This is a genomic window from Gracilibacillus kekensis (genome assembly GCF_900143085.1).
GTDB classification, from domain to species: domain Bacteria; phylum Bacillota; class Bacilli; order Bacillales; family Amphibacillaceae; genus Gracilibacillus; species Gracilibacillus kekensis.
Map to the genome: position 1 here is coordinate 980629 of NZ_FRCZ01000001.1, position 15440 is coordinate 996068.

Consider the following 15440-nt stretch of genomic DNA (forward strand, 5'->3'; position numbering starts at 1 on the left):
TAAAAACGATAACGATGGATTGAATGATACGTTTTAGTATTTCAAAAAAAGAGGTGAATAGAATGACACTACAAGTGGTGAATAGTCCGTTTGATGAAAAACAAACGGAGATATTAAATCAAGTTTTACCAACCTTAACAGATGCTCAAAAGAATTGGCTAGCAGGCTATCTAGCAGCTTCACAAGCAGCCGAAAAACAGGATACGACGCCAGTAAAACATCCTGAAAAAGTAAAAACAAGAACAGTGACCATTCTATATGGATCGGAAACCGGAAATAGTCAATCACTAGCTGAAAACGTCTCCCAACGTCTAAAAGCAATAGATCGAACTGTCACCATTTCCAGTATGGATGATTACAAACCAAAGAAGCTTAAGGAAGCAGAAGATTTGCTGATTATAACGGCAACACATGGGGAAGGGGACCCACCAGATAACGCTATTTTATTTCATGAGTTTTTGCACAGCAGAAAAGCACCTAAATTAGATAAGGTTCAATACTCTGTCCTCTCCCTTGGTGATGAATCTTATGAGCATTTCTGTCAAACGGGAAAAGACTTTGATAAACGTTTAGAAGAACTCGGGGCAAACAGAATTCACCATCGCATAGATTGTGATGTCGATTATGAGGAATTAGCGGAGGAGTGGATCAATGGTGTATTTGAATTTCTGAAAAACGAGTCCAGTCCGGATACAAGTCAAGAGCTGGTAAAAACCAGCCCTGCTGAGCAGCCTATCTACTCGAAAAGCAATCCATTTTCTGCAGAGGTGCTTGATAACATCAAACTGAGTGGAAAGGGCTCTAATAAAGAAACCAGACACATTGAAATCTCTTTGGATAATTCGAATCTGCAATATGAACCTGGCGATTGTTTAGCCATTTATCCAAAAAACGATCCTGTGCTAGTTCAACAAATCATTGAGACACTTGGCTGGAACTCGGAACAAACAATACCTATTAATAAACAAGGAGAGATTCGCTCGATCCAAGAGGCGCTCACCTCTATTTTTGAGATTACTAGATTAACAAAAGGATTAATAGAAAAAGCAGCAATTCATTTTAATAACGAAAAGTTATCCCAATTGTTAAAAAATACATCTGAACTAAAAACATATATAGAAGGTCGAGATTGGTTAGATTTACTTACTGACTACCCGCCGAAAAATCTCGAACCGACGTCAATTATGCAAATCTTACGAAAAATTCCTGCACGACAGTACTCGATCTCTAGTAGTCATCAGGCAAATCCCGATGAAGTCCATTTAACCCTGGCAACCGTTAGATATCACACCCATGGACGTGACCGATGTGGTGTTTGTACAGGAGAAATTGCCGATAGAATTAAGCCTGGTGATATGCTAAATGTCTATGTGCATAAAAATCCTAATTTTAAATTTCCTTTTGATGAAGAAACACCTGTCGTAATGATTGGACCTGGAACAGGAGTGGCGCCGTTTAGAGGCTATATCGAGGAAAGGGAAGAGTTGGAATTAAAAGGAAAAACATGGCTCTTTTTTGGTGATCAACATTTCCGTTCTGACTTTTTATATCAAGTAGATTGGCAAAATTGGCTTAAAAAAGGGTGTCTCAGTAAAATGGATGTCGCCTTTTCCCGTGATAGCAAAGAAAAAGTCTATGTTCAGCATCGTATGCTAGAAAAAGCTAAGGAATTATATGAGTGGATTGAAGCAGGAGCACATATTTATGTATGCGGTGACGAAAAGAAAATGGCCAAGGATGTTCATGAAACATTACACATGATCATTTCACAAGAAGGCAGGTTAGACGAACAAGCAACAAAAGATTATGTCAATAAACTAAAAGCAGAGAAGAGATATCAACGAGATGTGTATTAAAGGGGGAAAGGAAACTCATGACAGATCAATCAAATAAATTAGATCCAATTGAAAAATTAAAAGAAGATAGTCAATTTTTGCGGGGGACAATTAGAGAAGGTTTACAAGACCCAATCACCGCTTCTATTTCAGACGATGATACAAAACTGTTGAAATTCCATGGTAGCTATCAACAAGATGATCGCGACATTCGTGATGAAAGACGCAAACAAAAGTTAGAGCCTGCCTATCAATTTATGCTGCGGATCGCGATTCCAGGTGGAGTAGCAACACCAAAACAATGGCTTGCGGTAGATGATTTAGCACAAAAATATGGAGACGGAACGATTAAATTAACCACTCGGCAAGCCTTTCAATTACATGGTATTTTGAAGTGGAATTTAAAAGATACAATCAAAACAATTAACGACGAATTAATGACAACGATCGCCGCATGTGGTGATGTCAACCGAAATGTCATGTGTAATCCCAATCCGTACCAATCGGAGGTTCACCAGGAGATACAAGACTGGGCACAAAAAATCAGTGATCATCTTTCACCAAAAACAGGCGCCTATCATGAAATATGGTTGGATCAGGAAAAAATAATAGATTCTAAACAAGAAGCCGAGCCAATCTACGGTAAAACGTATTTACCAAGAAAATTCAAAATTGGAATCGCTGCGCCACCTTCGAATGATGTCGATGTCTTTTCACAAGATCTCGGATTAATTGCAATTATCGATGACAATGAAGTTAAAGGCTTCAATGTTGTGGTCGGTGGTGGTATGGGCTCCACCCACGGAAATACGGAAACCTATCCTCAAGTAGGAAAAATTGCCGGCTATTGTGACAAAAAGGATGTCATCGAAGTTGCTGAAAAAGTCGTGACGATTCAACGTGATTATGGGAACCGTGAGAATCGTAAAAATGCTCGCTTTAAATATACGATTGATCGCTATGGTCTGGATTGGTTTAAACAAGAATTAGCGGATCGACTAAGCTGGGAGCTAGAGGAAGCGAAGAATTACCATTTTGACCATAATGGTGACAGGTATGGCTGGATCAAGGGTAAAAACAGGTGGCACCTAACCCTTTTTGTTGAAAATGGCAGAGTAAAAGATACCGATGACTATCAATTGATGACAGCATTACGTGAAATTGCTCAGATTCATACTGGTGATTTCCGATTAACACCGAACCAAAACTTAGTGTTAGCTAATGTGACGGCACCAAAAAAGAAAAAAATCCAGGAAATCATCGACATGTACGCGATCACAGATGGTAAGCATTATTCTGGGTTGCGCCGGAATTCCATTGCTTGTGTTGCACTTCCTACATGTGGGCTAGCCATGGCAGAATCTGAACGTTATTTGCCTTCGCTAATTGACAAAATTGAAGGACTTATGTCAGCTGAAGGCATTCAGGAACAGGAAATCGTGATTCGAATGTCCGGCTGTCCAAATGGCTGCTCACGCCCTGCCCTTGCGGAAATTGCTTTTATTGGTAAAGCACCAGGAAAATACAACTTTTATTTAGGTGGTAGTTTTATTGGTGACAGATTAAATCAACTATATCGTGAAAATATTGGAGAAACTGAAATCCTTTCTTTGTTGAAAGATATATTTCATGATTATGCAAACGACCGTTTAGAGAAAGAATACTTTGGGGATTTCGTTGTCCGCAAAGGTTATGTAGATGAAGTATATGATGGCAGACAATTTCATCGCGAGCAGAGAGGAGCTTTATAATGGCAGCAATTAAAGAAAAAGTAAATGAGACGGTATCAGCCCATGGTGGTAGCCTAGTCAATTGTGAAGTAACGGGAGTAGAAAGAGAAAAACTTTTATTGGAAGCGGAAAACTTTAACTCTATCACCATTAACGCCTGGAGTATCTCTGACTTAGAATTGATCGGAATTGGTGGTTTTAGTCCATTGACAGGCTTCCTGGGAAAAGAAGATTATCTTGAAGTGCTCGATAACCTCCATTTAAAAGATGGAAACGTCTGGAGTATTCCTATAAATCTAGCAGTATCGGAAAGTGAAGCCGATTCCTTATTAATTGGAGAATCTATTGCTTTGTATGGAGAAGATGGCATTCTCTACGGCACATTAAATCTTCAGGAAAAATATACGTATGACAAACAAAATGAAGCTGCATCTGTGTATGGAACCACAGATCAAGCACATCCAGGAGTTAAAAAGCTTTATGAGAAAGGTAATGTCTATTTAGCAGGGCCCATTTCTTTAGTGAATCGTCCTAAGCATGATCAGTTTAAAGATTTTCATCTCGATCCCACTGAAACGAGACAACTATTTCAAGAGCTGGGATGGAAAACAGTTGTCGGATTTCAGACAAGGAACCCTGTCCACCGTGCACATGAATATATTCAAAAATGCGCGTTAGAAACGGTTGATGGCTTATTATTAAATCCTTTAGTTGGTGAGACCAAATCAGATGACATCCCCGCAGATATACGGATGGAGAGCTATCAAACGATTTTAAAGCACTACTATCCAAAGGATCGTACCAGATTAGTCATTTATCCCGCTGCCATGCGTTATGCCGGACCACGTGAAGCAATCTTGCATGCGATCGTCCGCCAAAATTATGGATGCACCCATTTTATAGTAGGCAGAGATCATGCAGGAGTCGGTGATTATTATGGTACTTATGAAGCACAGGAATTAATTTCAGAATATCAAAATGAATTGGATATTCACATTTTTAAATTCGAGCATGCCTTTTATTGCAACAAATGTGAGAATATGGCCTCTCAAAAAACCTGTCCACATGATAAGTCTGAGCACGTACACTTAAGTGGAACCAAAGTGAGAGAGAAGTTACGAAATGGTGAGTCCTTACCACGACAATTTTCAAGACCAGAGGTGGCAGAGGTATTAATTAAAGGATTACAAAGGGGTTCAAAACAATGACCGAAACAAAACACATTGTGTGGCATGATTCTGTGATCACTAAACAGGATCGTATCAAGCGAAACAACCACCAAAGTCCGGTTCTATGGTTTACAGGTCTGTCTGGATCCGGCAAATCCACACTCACAGTCGCTTTGGAAAATGCATTACATGAAAGAGGAGTACGTTCTTATCGATTAGACGGTGATAATATTCGCCATGGGTTAAATGCTAACCTGGGATTTACTCCTGACGATCGAAAAGAAAACATACGTCGAATTGGTGAAGTCTCCAAATTATTAAATGACGCAGGACTTTTCACATTAACAGCCTTTATTTCTCCTTATCAGGAGGATCGTGATAAGGTCAGACAAATTATACCTGACGGGGAATTTATCGAAGTATATGTAAAGTGTAGTTTGGAAAGCTGTGAAGCTCGCGACCCAAAAGGTCTATATCAGAAAGCACGATCCGGTGAGATTAAAGGGTTCACCGGTATTGATGCCCCATATGAAGAACCGCTTGCTCCCGAGTTAGTGATTGATACAGAGAGCCAATCCGTGGAAGAAGCAGTCGCAGAAGTGCTGGAATTTTTAAAGACGAGAAATTTCTTGTAATTGGATAATAGTAGAAAAATCCGAACTAGGTTCGGATTTTTCTTTCTCATTGGGATGCTGTTCTTCTTGCATTTGAAGCGGTTCTTCTTGCAGATTACTTTCATTTATTGTTTTTTATCTTGCTCAATAGACTTCTGATTATTTTTCCAAGTAATGTATCTGTCTATATCATCTGAGATTTGTTTGATTGCAAATCCAATCACTGCCGCATCGTCAAAAAAGCCTAAGCCTACTATAAAGTCCGGGATTAAATCAATTGGAGTAACAAAATATAGAATCGTTGCAATAATCATCATAATAGAGCCTTTGGGTATTTCTTTATACTCTCCTTTGATCCATGACCGGAACATTTCTAAAAGTAATTGGAGTTTTTTCCATACTTCTTCAAGTCGCCCCTTTTTTTGATTAGCTTTACTTACTGCTTCATTTAAGAGGTTTTCTGACTTCTTTTTATTTTGAAAGTACTCTTTTGCTTTATTCGTATATTTTTTGTACCCTTGTTCAAAATTCTTAGCTTTAGGCATCATCAACTGCCTCCTCTTCAAAATGGATTCATATATTATATTTACGTTATCACAACAAATAAACTTTATCCATGAACATCAAAAGAAAAAAGCTATTCCCCAAGAGGAAATAGCTTAATCTATTATTTCTTATCAATTGGTTTCTTCCAAAACCCAATCATTAGAGCAGATATGATCGCACCGATTAGGATGGCGATAATATACATCAACCAGCTTCCTTCTACCGTTGGAATAACAAAGATTCCGCCATGTGGAGCTGGTAAACCGACTCCAAATAATAATGCTAAACCACCTGCTACCGATGAACCAACAATAATGGAAGGAATAACCCTGCCTGGATCTGCTGCGGCAAACGGTATCGCACCTTCTGTAATAAAGAAGGAACCTAAGGCATAATTGGTTTTACCTGCATCTTGCTCTTCTTTAGTAAATTTGTTACGGAAGAAAGTGGTTGCAAGTGCTAATGCTAATGGTGGCACCATACCACCTGCCATAACAGCTGCATGCGGTCCTAAATTACCTGCTTCGATCATCGCAATTCCAAAGGTAAATGCTGTTTTATTGATAGGACCACCCATATCAACTGCCATCATTCCACCTAAAATCAGACCTAACAATAGCGCGTTAGCACCTGTCAATCCACCTAACCATGATTCTAATCCTGACATAATATTGGCAATTGGTTCAATAATGATAAACATGATAAGACCGGTAACAAATATATTAATAACGGGATAAAATAAAATTGTTTTAATACCATCAAAAGACTTTGGCATACCTGTTAACAGCTTTTTCACACCTACAGCTACATAGCCACCTAAGAAACCTGCAATTAAACCACCAAGAAAACCTGCTCCACCTGTCGATGCCATAAAACCACCGATCATTGCCGGGGCAAAACCTGGCCGATCAGCGATACTCATACCGATGAAACCTGCTAAAACAGCAACCATTAATCCAAAACCATAATCCCCACCGATTTCTTTTAGAGCGGCCGCAAATGCATTATACTGTTCATGATCAGGTTCTGCCGAATGAATACCAAAAAAGAATGAGATTGCAATTAACACACCGCCACCGACAACAAATGGAAGCATGTTTGATACACCATTCATTAAGTGTTTATAAAAACCAGTTCTTTCACCGCTTGAACTGGAACTGCCACTCCCATCACCTTCATAAACCGGGGTATCTCCACTTAATGCGGTATTAATAAGTTCTTCTGGCTTGCGAATTCCGTCTGTGACACCTCTTCTTAATACTTGTTTTCCATCAAACCGATCCATCTCTACTTTAGTGTCAGCGGCAATGATAATGGCCTTAGCATTGGCGATATCAGCATCTGTCAGTCTATTCTTGACACCATCTGAGCCATTTGTTTCTACCTTTATCGAGACACCCAACTCTTTTGCTTTATCTTTTAAGGCATCTGCTGCCATATAGGTATGCGCAATACCAGTGGGACAACCAGTTACTGCAAGAATTTCTGGTCCAGATGATAGGTGACTTGCTTCTGTTTCCTCTTTTCCTAACTTTTCTTCCTCTTTTTCATCGATAATACGTACTATTTGCTCCTCGGTATCCGCTTCCATTAATTGGTTACGGAAATCTTCATCAATAAGCAATGTTGATAATCTAGATAAGGTTTGTAAATGGTCATAGTTCGCACCTTCACTCGCTGCAATCATGAAAAAGAGATGTGCCGGTTTACCGTCTAACGAGTCATAATCCAAACCTGATTTTGACCTTGCAAAGGCAATCGCCGGGGTGGATACTGCATTTGTTTTTGCATGGGGAATGGCTACATTATCTCCGACTCCTGTACTACTTTGATTTTCTCTATCCCAAATTGCTTGAACAAATTGTTGTTGGTCATTTAAATAATTCCCTTTAGCCAATTGGTCTGCCATTTCTTCAATAATCGCTTCTTTTGACTGGGACTTCACGTCTAATAACATAATGTCTTTTCGCAAAAGCTCTGTTATTTTCATTCTCTTCATCCTTTCTAGTATGTTTAAATTGAAATGCACGTTTCTATGAAGACTACTCTACTTTTTGCACGACCACTTGCGGCAGTAGTGCCTCTACTTCTGCTTTCGTGCATAACGTTTTCGAAAAGGCGGTTGCACTTCCTGCAGCTACTGCAAATTGTGCCGCTTCACGTGCATTATTTGTTTCTTGCCATTTATATATAAATCCAGCTACGGCAGAATCGCCTGCCCCAACCGAATGAACAGCATGTCCTTCAGGTGCACTCAATTTGAAAACACCAGCACTTCCGACATAGATCGCACCGTCTTTCGCCATCGATACTAATACATGCTCGATTTGTTGCTCTGTATGAAGACGTTTCGCTAATGAAATAATGTCCTCGTCATTAATAATTTCTTCATCAAATAAATCTGCTAATTCATGATGGTTCGGTTTAATAAAAGCTGGACTCGCTTGTATTGCTTCAGTCAGTGGTGCACCACTTGTATCTAAAATAGTCGGAACACCTTTTTCATTTAGCATTGCTACCATTTCCCGATAAGCACTATTGGAAAGTGATTGAGGTAAACTGCCAGCTAAAACAACGATATCATCGCTCGATAACCCTTTTAATTGGTCTAACAATTCCTGATAATGGTTGTCTTCAATAGTAGGAGAGACACCGTTCATTTCTGTTTCTTCAGCTTCTGATTTCATCTTTACATTTATTCTGGTATCTTCCTTTAATTCGACAAACTGATGATGAATGTTCTTACTTGTAAGATAGTCTGTAATAAACTTACCAGTGAATCCTCCAACAAACCCTAGAGCTGTCGATGATACACCGAAACGATCCAGGACACGGGATACATTAATTCCCTTACCTCCTGCTTCCTTATAATCGGCTTTGCTTCGGTTTACTTTACCAGCCTTGAAATTTCCCACCTGTACTACGTAATCGATTGCCGGGTTTAATGTGACGGTATAAATCATACTTGAACCTCCTCTACTGTTGATAATCTTTTAATTTGTTGGATTAGTTCATCTTCTATCCCTTCGGAAGTAATGATATGGACATCTGAAACATCTGCAACATTAGCAAAAGCTATTTCGCCAAACTTCGAAGGATCTGCTAACACAAATTTGGACTGTGATTGCAGAAGTGCCCTTTGCTTGACACTACCTTCTTCTGGGTCTGGAGTTGTTAAGCCGTGTTGAGGATGTATACCATTAATCCCTAAAAAACATTTGTCAAAACGATACTCTTTAATCGCATCAACCGCCTTAGTCCCTACTAAAGCTGCCGTACCTTTTTTGGCTTTACCTGCAATGACATATGTTTCAATACCGTATTCAATTAACAACTGGACATGGGGGATACCATTCGTGACGACAACTACTGCTTTATCCTTCAGAAAAGGGATTAATTCTATCGTTGACGAACCTGCATCAAGGTATATAGTGTCACCATTTTCTACTAAATCTGCTGCCCTTTTGGCAATCGCGTTTTTGGCTTGCTGATTTTTGCTTGTTTTTTCTAATAAAGAAGGTTCATCTCGTTTCTTTTTTAGCAACGAAGCACCGCCATGCACTCGTTTAATCAATTGCTTCTTTTCTAGCTCTGTTAAATCTCTTCGAATGGTTGATTCTGATGCCTGTGTATCTTCACAGATTTTCTTTACCGTCATAATCTCCTTCTTTTTCAACAAAGATAAAATTTTCTCATGACGTTCTGCTGTTAACATCATTTTCATCTCCCTACGCCCAACTTTAAATCGCTTACAAATAGTATACAATCACTTTCGGTCACTGTCAATCATGTTCACTCAAAAACAACCAAACTTGATCACCATCTACTAAAATAGAGTATGTTATCATAGGTACATGACCTGATGAAAGAAGGACAACATATGAAGCACACGATTTGGTTTTTCTCTTTTGTTTTTTTGTTACATATTATTTCTGTATTTTTTCCGAATCAATTACTTTCATACGCTTTAGGATTTTTTGCACTGCTCATGCTTATGATAAGCTTTCGCCGTGCATCGAAATTATTTCAAATTTTAGGAACAGGTTTTATCACCATTGGAATCATCTTGTTTTTCTCTACAAATCTAATCTGGGTAGATGTTATTCCATTGTTAGGTGGGAATTTATCTTTATTAGCCCTGCTCGCTGTCTTGCCATGGATGAATAGTGTGGTGGCTGCAGGACGCTTTGATAAGCTGATGCAGCATCTACTGCAAGGAAATGTCGAACATTTAGGGCAGCTCTATCAAAGAAGTACCACAGCTATGATGTCTTTAACTGCCTTTTTAAACGTATCCTCCGCCACTATTGCTCAGGATGTTCTGGTTGATAACCTTAAACCTTTCAAAAAAAATATAGCTAATAAATTTATTATGATGGCTACTTTAAGAGGTTATTCTCTAGCTTTACCTTGGAGTCCTCTGGAAGTATTATTAGCAATGGCAATTTTTATAACAGGGGTTAATTACGCAGCTCTACTACCATGGATGATCTTCATTACTATTCTTATGTATGTACTTGATAGTTTGTGGGGACGCTGGTTTTTTCGTAAATATGACTATCCGTCTCTAGAAGCTAAACCTAAACGTAAGCAACACGATCAAAAACGGTCAAAGATAATACAATTGTCGATTGCTTTAAGCTCCTTTCTTGCTTTGGTAATTTTACTAGGCAATCTGTTTAATATCGATTTTATCCTGATCGTCACATTGTTAGTATTTCCTTTTGCATGTGTTTGGGCATTAGTCATGAAACGTTGGAAAAGCTTTTGGGTGATAGGTACTACTCGTTGGAAGCATAGCATGAATAATATGCACAATTTTATCGTTTTATTTGTTACGCTAGCCCTTTTCACCAATACATTAAATGAATCTCCTGCATTAATGATCGTCCAAGAGCCAATCGTTACGTTTAAGGATTATCCGATCGTTATTTTAATTATGATTCAATTATTATTTGTATTCTTAAGTATGTTTGGCGTCCATCCTGTTGCGACAATAGGGATATTAAGTGGGATAAGCACTTTGTTAATGGATGTTTTAAGTCCGATGAGTCTTGCGGTGATTTTAATTATTGGAGGGGTATCAACGGTTCCTATTGGTACGTATGGACTTGTCGTTACGATCATTTCCATGAGTTTAAAGCAGAGTCCATACTATATTACTTACTATAATTTGATCTATTCTTTTGTCTTTGGTTGGATTGGGATTTTATTAGCTTATTTATTAATATGAAAAAGCAATCAGCAGACCGCTTTAAGAATTATCCCACAGCGGTCTGCCTTTATTATCCTATCGATCGACTATACTCTAATAGTAAGGCGAATTCTATTGCTTGAATTTGTCTTAACTTTTCCGCCTTTTCACTCTGTTCATTGTTCTGCGATACTTCTTCTTCCACCAAATCAATAAATAGATTCGGATTCCAACTGCCCCAGGCCTTAATTTCTGGTAAAAGTTTTATTGCCTCTTGATATAGCGAGGAATAAACCTCATGTTCTCCTACGTTTGAAAACCAATATTTAGCGTTTCCATAATCTGCTTCCTGTCGGTGCATAATGCCATGCCAGTAGCTTCCGACAGGTTCTTTTATGGATTGTGATATAGTATGCGATCCATATAAATCATCATTCCACAATAATAAACCAGCTCTAGTAGCACTTACTGCCAGAGACGAAGGGTTGTTTGTTCCTGTTACATCTTGTTCTGTTAAATTCATTATTTCCTGGCTCAATTGATCATCCCATATATTCTCTGGCTTTAATGGTGGTAATGGTTGACGATTTGTAAAGGTTTGGACTAGTTCTTCGTATTTGCTCATTTTTATTCCTCCTCTGGATAAGTCATTCTATTCTAAGTGTACCGAAACACAGCTCTTACAAACAAATAAAACGCTTTCTTTTTATTAATAAATATATGCTTTGTATTAGCTCACCACTATTTAACCTAATTTATCTCACTTATTGAATGTATTCCTATAATGATCCTTCCATCGTGAAGCTTCTTAAGTATATAAGACTCCTCCCAACAACCTTGCTCCAAAAGTTTATTGTTTGTTATAATAAGATTTCAAAGCAGTTCGCGACCATCCTGCTTTATCAAAACTAGGAGGAATCTAACTATGGCTGAGAATTATTACTTACCACGCTCAGGGCCAATGCCGCGTCCGGAAAATGTTGAGCAAGGTAGAGAAGTATTAAAACAAGAGGCTTTTGATGCACCAAATGTTCAAAACATTTCGTTTCGTGCCCAAGAGTTCACGGCGGTTTGCCCTAAAACTGGACAGCCCGATTTTGGAACCGTCGAAATTTCTTATACACCACGTCACAAATGCATCGAATCAAAGTCATTAAAGTTTTATTTGTGGTCTTATCGTGATCATGGTGCTTTTTGTGAATCACTGGCAGCACAAATTGCCGATGATATCATGTGGGCAATTGAGGCAGCTACAGTCAAGGTAGTAGTTCATCAAACGACCCGAGGTGGCATTGAATTAACAACAGAAGCCATAAGAGAATATTCGAGTTAATTACTTAGGCAAGCACATCCAATAAATTGTGCTTGCCTTTTTAAGTAAGCTTTTTTCAGTTAATGAAGTCACAATAAATGAAAACTTTCCAGTTCATCTGTTACAGTTATACTATATTATTCTAATAGGAGCTGAACAAATGTACCGCAAAATAAAGGATTTTATATCTGACTGGGATAATGCAGCACAAGGAACGACAAAGGTTTTAGAATCACTGACAAACGAAAAATTGGATCAGGCTATTGTGGAAGGGCACAATACACTAGGATGGCTCGGATGGCATTTAGCCACATCTCCTGCTTTTTTTGCTAGTATTGTAGGACTAGAAGTTAAAGCTTCTGATCCCAAGAAAATTCCTGATAATGCCTCTACCATTGTAGATGCCTATAAAAAAATAGTTGAAGATATCCGCACAGCTGCTCAAAACCAATTGACGGATGAGAAATTAAATGAAGAGATTAATAGCATGGGTATGACTACAACAAGGGGTGCGCTGCTTCGGACTTTACTTGATCATCAAACACACCACCGTGGTCAAATGACTGTATTATTGCGCCAAGCAGGTTTAACGGTTCCAGGTGTGATGGGGCCAACTAAAGAAGAGGGCAAATAATTTTTATATCCACTAAATTGATAACTACCAAAGCCACAGTGTTAAAAAGTAGGTTTTCTTCACGGGATATAGTGTGCGCTTCACGGGATAAGTCACAATATCCTGCCAAGCATGTATTATCCCGTGAAGCGAAGGAGTTATCCCGTCAAGAGCAGGTAATATCCCGCGAAGCACAAAAGACTGACATTAGACGTCAGCCTTTTACTATTATTTATGTTGCTTCTCGAATTTCTGCATAAAGTTAATCAAATCCTCTACCCCTTCTACAGGCATTGCATTATAAATGCTTGCACGCATACCACCTACAGAGCGATGGCCTTTTAATGTTTCCAATCCTTCTGCTTGCGCTTCTTTAACAAAATCGCTATCTAAATCACGCCCAGGAATAATAAAAGGTATATTCATAATTGAACGACTTTCCTTCTGAACAGGAGACGCATAAAAGTCGGATTGTTCGACATAATCATAAAGCAATTCTGCTTTCTTTTCGTTACGTGCTTGAATTTCTTTTAAACCACCTAGTTCTTTGACCCATTCAAACACCAATTTAGCCATATAAACACCATAGGTAGGTGGTGTATTGTATAATGATCCACTTTCACTATGTGTTTGGTACTCTAACATAGTTGGGCATACGTCTGATGCATCCCCAATTAGATCATCGCGAACGATCACAACTGTTAAACCAGCGGGTCCGATATTTTTTTGTGCACCTGCATAAATCACTCCAAATTTAGATACATCGATCTCTTCAGATAAGATATTCGATGACATATCAGCAACTAATGGTACATCCCCTGTATCAGGGATAGCGCGAAATGCAGTCCCTTCTATCGTATTATTTGTTGTAATATGCACATAATCCGCATCAGAACTAATCATATTTGCATCTATTTTCGGAATGTATGTGAAATTCTCATCTTCTGAAGAAGCAATTTCCTTTACCTCGATAAATTTCTTCGCTTCCTTCATCGCCTTTTTAGACCATGAACCAGTGTTCACATAATCGGCTTTACCATTCTTTTTTAAGTTAAGTGGAACTGCTGCGAACTGTTGTGAAGCGCCACCTTGTACAAACAATACTTTATAATTTTCTGGTATATTCATTAATTCGCGTAATAAGTTTTCAGCATCAGTAATGATCTCAGTGAACAAACCAGAGCGGTGACTTAGTTCCATAACCGACATTCCAGAATCCTTATAATTTGGTAGCTCTGCTTGTGCTTTTTCTAAAACTGCCAGTGGAAGCATTGACGGACCTGCTGAGAAATTGTGTACTCGTTTCATCTAACCACACTCCTATTATTTTTAGTAAACAGAAAGAGGTAAGGATTAGATCCTTACCTTTGCCCAGGCGAGCGGCTATCGACACTATGTGCTCCCTTGCGGTTCGATCCGCACCTCGCCAGTTACACATAGTCGTTTAACTTTGTGAAAATTATAACAAGATTCTTTCCACATTTCAATCGAAATCTCTGTAAAATTTGAATTAAAACTTAATATTCATACACTTTACCTAAATAAGTTGCAATTTCGTAACAGATAGTCACCAAAAAGTATGGTAAAATGTCTAACGTAGCTATAAAGTATGATTTAATCAGTAAGAGTTTTAGAAGCTATTGATTGTTAGCGAATCTGTGTTATACGGACGGTTACGCCGTGATAACTAAAGGAATGAGATAAATATGCAGACTATTATTTTTGATGTTGATGATACATTATATGACCAGTTACAACCATTTCGTAATGCTGTCCATCAACAATTAGATATTTCTTATAATGAAAAACAAATCGAAGCATTATACCTTTCCAGCAGGAAATATAGCGATAAGGTTTTTGAAAAACATATGAATGGAGACATCACAGCACTTGAGTTGCAAACTTATCGAATTACAGAAGCATGTAAAGATTTTGGTCTAACATTATCGCATCAACAAGCGGCGGCATTTCAAGAAGCTTATCTAAACGAACAAAATCAAATTCGTTTATTTTCAGAAATCGAGATGTTACTTGATCATTTATCCATGAATAAGTATCAATTAGCGGTATTGACCAACGGGGAAGTGGATCACCAGATGATGAAGGTCAAGCAGCTTGGGATAACGAAGTGGATTCCAGAAGAAAATATTTTTGTTTCTGCAGGTATTGGTTATTCTAAACCCAATCGTAAAGTATTTGAACATTTAGAAAATAAACTAAATCTGAGCAAAGAAAATACGATCTATATCGGAGATTCCTTTGAAAATGATATTATTGGTGCTAAACAGGTTGGCTGGAAAGCAACCTGGATGAACCATCGCTTTAGAAAAAAGCCCATTTCAAACTACAAACCGGATTACACGATCAACAATCCTGAAGACTTATTAGCGATTTTCGGCTTAAAAGAAAAACACGTTACTGGTTGAT

At 38.4% G+C, this 15440-nt stretch carries 14 protein-coding genes and 1 riboswitch; of the genes, 8 read left to right on the forward strand and 6 right to left on the reverse strand.

All coding sequences use genetic code 11. From position 1 onward, the window contains the following. Nucleotides 1–62: 62 nt before the first annotated feature. The 4 genes from BUC25_RS04470 to cysC are packed head-to-tail and all read left to right on the forward strand — an operon-like array spanning nt 63 to nt 5369. On the forward strand, nt 63–1856 hold the full coding sequence (locus tag BUC25_RS04470) for an assimilatory sulfite reductase (NADPH) flavoprotein subunit (RefSeq protein WP_073200030.1): 1794 nt from the start codon (nt 63–65) through the stop codon (nt 1854–1856). Between the two features lie 17 nt (nt 1857–1873). Beyond that, the gene (cysI, locus tag BUC25_RS04475; protein WP_073200032.1) at nt 1874–3586 is read left to right on the forward strand and encodes an assimilatory sulfite reductase (NADPH) hemoprotein subunit; all 1713 of its coding nucleotides are present in this window, start codon (nt 1874–1876) and stop codon (nt 3584–3586) included. Continuing rightward, nucleotides 3586–4773, forward strand: coding sequence for a sulfate adenylyltransferase (gene sat / locus BUC25_RS04480; protein ID WP_073200034.1), 1188 nt, complete (start codon nt 3586–3588; stop codon nt 4771–4773). The genes cysI and sat overlap by 1 nt, the downstream gene beginning before the upstream one ends. Beyond that, nucleotides 4770–5369: an adenylyl-sulfate kinase gene (gene cysC / locus BUC25_RS04485; protein ID WP_073200036.1), complete on the forward strand. Its 600-nt coding sequence runs from the start codon at nt 4770–4772 to the stop codon at nt 5367–5369. Before sat ends, cysC begins: the two co-directional genes overlap by 4 nt. Nucleotides 5370–5473: 104 nt before the next feature. On the opposite strand, the gene BUC25_RS04490 is transcribed toward cysC, so the two are convergent. The 4 genes from BUC25_RS04490 to BUC25_RS04505 form a co-directional block, all read right to left on the reverse strand. Next, nucleotides 5474–5893, reverse strand: a complete 420-nt coding sequence (locus BUC25_RS04490) for a YkvA family protein (RefSeq protein WP_073200508.1) — start codon at nt 5891–5893, stop codon at nt 5474–5476. A 122-nt stretch (nt 5894–6015) separates the two neighbouring features. Continuing rightward, a complete protein-coding gene (locus tag BUC25_RS04495; protein ID WP_073200044.1) occupies nt 6016–7884 on the reverse strand; it encodes a PTS fructose transporter subunit IIABC in 1869 nt (622 codons plus the stop codon). Nucleotides 7885–7936: 52 nt separating this feature from the next. Continuing rightward, entirely contained in the window at nt 7937–8857 is a 921-nt protein-coding gene (gene pfkB / locus BUC25_RS04500; RefSeq protein ID WP_073200046.1) for a 1-phosphofructokinase, read from the reverse strand. After that, on the reverse strand, nt 8854–9609 hold the full coding sequence (locus BUC25_RS04505; protein WP_073200048.1) for a DeoR/GlpR family DNA-binding transcription regulator: 756 nt from the start codon (nt 9607–9609) through the stop codon (nt 8854–8856). Before BUC25_RS04505 ends, pfkB begins: the two co-directional genes overlap by 4 nt. Before the next feature lie 165 nt (nt 9610–9774). On the opposite strand from BUC25_RS04505, the gene BUC25_RS04510 reads away from it, so the two are divergent. Beyond that, the gene (locus BUC25_RS04510; RefSeq protein ID WP_073200049.1) at nt 9775–11127 is read left to right on the forward strand and encodes a hypothetical protein; all 1353 of its coding nucleotides are present in this window, start codon (nt 9775–9777) and stop codon (nt 11125–11127) included. Between the two features lie 52 nt (nt 11128–11179). On the opposite strand, the gene BUC25_RS04515 is transcribed toward BUC25_RS04510, so the two are convergent. Further along, on the reverse strand, nt 11180–11713 hold the full coding sequence (locus tag BUC25_RS04515) for a hypothetical protein (RefSeq protein WP_073200051.1): 534 nt from the start codon (nt 11711–11713) through the stop codon (nt 11180–11182). 300 nt (nt 11714–12013) lie between these two features. Here BUC25_RS04515 and queF point away from each other — a divergent pair, with 300 nt between their 5' ends. Then, a complete protein-coding gene (gene queF / locus BUC25_RS04520; protein ID WP_073200054.1) occupies nt 12014–12421 on the forward strand; it encodes a preQ(1) synthase in 408 nt (135 codons plus the stop codon). 139 nt (nt 12422–12560) lie between these two features. After that, nucleotides 12561–13034 (forward strand): DinB family protein, encoded by a 474-nt coding sequence (locus BUC25_RS04525; RefSeq protein ID WP_073200056.1) that lies wholly within the window; start codon nt 12561–12563, stop codon nt 13032–13034. A gap of 207 nt (nt 13035–13241) precedes the next feature. Here BUC25_RS04525 and serC read toward each other — a convergent pair whose 3' ends face one another. Next, a complete protein-coding gene (gene serC, locus BUC25_RS04530) occupies nt 13242–14321 on the reverse strand; it encodes a 3-phosphoserine/phosphohydroxythreonine transaminase (protein WP_073200058.1) in 1080 nt (359 codons plus the stop codon). A 54-nt stretch (nt 14322–14375) separates the two neighbouring features. After that, a riboswitch (ZMP/ZTP riboswitch) is annotated at nt 14376–14457 on the reverse strand. Between the two features lie 262 nt (nt 14458–14719). Here serC and BUC25_RS04535 point away from each other — a divergent pair. Next, nucleotides 14720–15439 carry an HAD family hydrolase gene (locus BUC25_RS04535; RefSeq protein WP_073200060.1) on the forward strand — a complete coding sequence of 240 codons (720 nt, stop codon included), beginning with the start codon at nt 14720–14722 and terminating at the stop codon, nt 15437–15439. Nucleotide 15440: the final 1 nt, after the last annotated feature.

Bases quoted from the DNA above. Each gene is read 5' to 3' on its own strand.
- BUC25_RS04470 (WP_073200030.1), top strand. From the start codon at position 63: ATGACACTACAAGTGGTGAATAGTCCGTTTGATGAAAAACAAACGGAG.
- cysI (WP_073200032.1), top strand. From the start codon at position 1,874: ATGACAGATCAATCAAATAAATTAGATCCAATTGAAAAATTAAAAGAA.
- sat (WP_073200034.1), top strand. From the start codon at position 3,586: ATGGCAGCAATTAAAGAAAAAGTAAATGAGACGGTATCAGCCCATGGT.
- cysC (WP_073200036.1), top strand. From the start codon at position 4,770: ATGACCGAAACAAAACACATTGTGTGGCATGATTCTGTGATCACTAAA.
- BUC25_RS04490 (WP_073200508.1), bottom strand. From the start codon at position 5,893: ATGCCTAAAGCTAAGAATTTTGAACAAGGGTACAAAAAATATACGAAT.
- BUC25_RS04495 (WP_073200044.1), bottom strand. From the start codon at position 7,884: ATGAAAATAACAGAGCTTTTGCGAAAAGACATTATGTTATTAGACGTG.
- pfkB (WP_073200046.1), bottom strand. From the start codon at position 8,857: ATGATTTATACCGTCACATTAAACCCGGCAATCGATTACGTAGTACAG.
- BUC25_RS04505 (WP_073200048.1), bottom strand. From the start codon at position 9,609: ATGTTAACAGCAGAACGTCATGAGAAAATTTTATCTTTGTTGAAAAAG.
- BUC25_RS04510 (WP_073200049.1), top strand. From the start codon at position 9,775: ATGAAGCACACGATTTGGTTTTTCTCTTTTGTTTTTTTGTTACATATT.
- BUC25_RS04515 (WP_073200051.1), bottom strand. From the start codon at position 11,713: ATGAGCAAATACGAAGAACTAGTCCAAACCTTTACAAATCGTCAACCA.
- queF (WP_073200054.1), top strand. From the start codon at position 12,014: ATGGCTGAGAATTATTACTTACCACGCTCAGGGCCAATGCCGCGTCCG.
- BUC25_RS04525 (WP_073200056.1), top strand. From the start codon at position 12,561: ATGTACCGCAAAATAAAGGATTTTATATCTGACTGGGATAATGCAGCA.
- serC (WP_073200058.1), bottom strand. From the start codon at position 14,321: ATGAAACGAGTACACAATTTCTCAGCAGGTCCGTCAATGCTTCCACTG.
- BUC25_RS04535 (WP_073200060.1), top strand. From the start codon at position 14,720: ATGCAGACTATTATTTTTGATGTTGATGATACATTATATGACCAGTTA.